2 protein-coding genes are annotated in these 1,411 nt (G+C 56.3%); both read left to right on the top strand.

What is annotated here, in order from left to right; genetic code table 11:
* Positions 1-4 precede the first annotated feature (4 nt).
* Complete coding sequence (locus tag NW820_RS07655) at positions 5-295, top strand: 4a-hydroxytetrahydrobiopterin dehydratase (protein WP_414351921.1); 291 nt, start codon at positions 5-7, stop codon at positions 293-295.
* Between the two features lie 140 nt (positions 296-435).
* Entirely contained in the window at positions 436-1,392 is a 957-nt protein-coding gene (locus NW820_RS07650) for an NAD(P)H-binding protein (protein WP_414407145.1), read from the top strand.
* Positions 1,393-1,411 lie beyond the last annotated feature (19 nt).

The following is a 1,411-nucleotide window of genomic DNA, read 5'->3' as shown; positions in this document are numbered from 1 at the left end:
GCCCATGTCCAGACCCGTCAAGCTAAGTGAAGCCGAGATCCAGGCCAAGCTGGAGAAACTGCCCGGCTGGTCTTTGCAGGATGGGAAGCTGCATCGTCAATTTCAGTTTCGCTCCTTTGTCGAAGCCTTTGGCTGGATGAGCAGTGTGGCCTTGGTGGCCGAGAGCATGGGGCACCATCCCGAATGGACCAATGTCTACAACCGCGTGCGGGTGCATCTTACCACCCACGATGCCGGGGGCATTACAGAACTGGACTTTACCCTGGCGCAACGCATGAACGAGCTGGCCAGCTAGACGCTTCAGTACCCAACTTTGGGGATCCCTCAAAGCCGGCTTGGCAGAGGATCCCCATTGGTTTGTTGCTGCCTCTAAGGTTGTGTCGGGAGTTGCGCTGGTCTGATAGACTAAGCCTAAGGTTAAGAAATGATAATTTTATGAACGTGCTGGTTGTGGGGGCGACGGGAACGCTGGGCCGTCAAGTGGTACGCCGAGCCATCGAAGAGGGACACCAAGTTACCTGTCTGGTGCGAAATCCGGCAAAGGCTGCTTTCTTGAGTGAATGGGGCGCTCAACTGAAAGTGGGAAATCTGCTTCAGCCCAGCACCCTCAACTCCGCCATGGAAGGCATCGAGGCGGTGCTCGACTGTGCTACGGTGCGGGTGACCGACACCCTCAGCGCCCGTCAGGTGGACTGGGATGGCAAGGTTGCCCTGATCAATGCGGCACGGGCTGCCCAGGTAGGGCATTTTATCTTTTTCTCCATCATGGGCGCCCACCACGAGTATCCCAATGTGCCCCTGATGAATTTCAAGCATCACATTGAGAAGTATTTGGTTGGATCCCAGATGCCCTACACCATTTTCCGGCCAGCGGGCTTTATGCAGGGGTTGATTGGCCAGTACGCCATCCCCATCTTGGAAGAACAAATCGTCTGGGTAACCGGCGAGGGCATGCCAACGGCCTACCTAGACACCCTAGATGCAGCCCGGTTTGCGGTGCGAGCTCTCACTGTAGAAGCTGCCAAGCAGCAAATCTTTCCCTTGGTGGGGCCCAAGGCTTGGACGGCTCGAGAAGTCATTGCCTTGTGCGAGCAGCTCTCCGGCAAAAAGGCCAAAGTCAGCACCATGCCGCTGGGACTGCTGAGAGGGGCGCGCAAGGTGGCGCAGTTCTTTCAGTGGAGCTGGAACATTGCCGACCGGCTGGCGTTTGTGGAGGTGATCGCGGCCAAAGAACCCATGCACGCCGATATGACGCCTGTATGCGAAACCCTGGGGATTGAACTGGCCTCTCTGACCTCTCTTGAGGACTACCTAGCGGAGTATTTCCAGAAGATGTTGAAACGGCTTCGCGAGCTAAAGGTCAAGCAACCCAAAGTCAAAACGCCCTTCTAAGTCGTTGTTCTCAGTCTTC

Source organism: Synechococcus sp. R55.7, assembly GCF_047461955.1.
Classification (GTDB): Bacteria; Cyanobacteriota; Cyanobacteriia; order Thermostichales; family Thermostichaceae; genus Thermostichus.
Note: the sequence above shows the minus strand (reverse complement) of the source record. Positions and strands in the feature narration are given on the sequence as shown.

Bases quoted from the DNA above. Each gene is read 5' to 3' on its own strand.
- NW820_RS07650 (WP_414407145.1), top strand. From the start codon at position 436: ATGAACGTGCTGGTTGTGGGGGCGACGGGAACGCTGGGCCGTCAAGTG.
- NW820_RS07655 (WP_414351921.1), top strand. From the start codon at position 5: ATGTCCAGACCCGTCAAGCTAAGTGAAGCCGAGATCCAGGCCAAGCTG.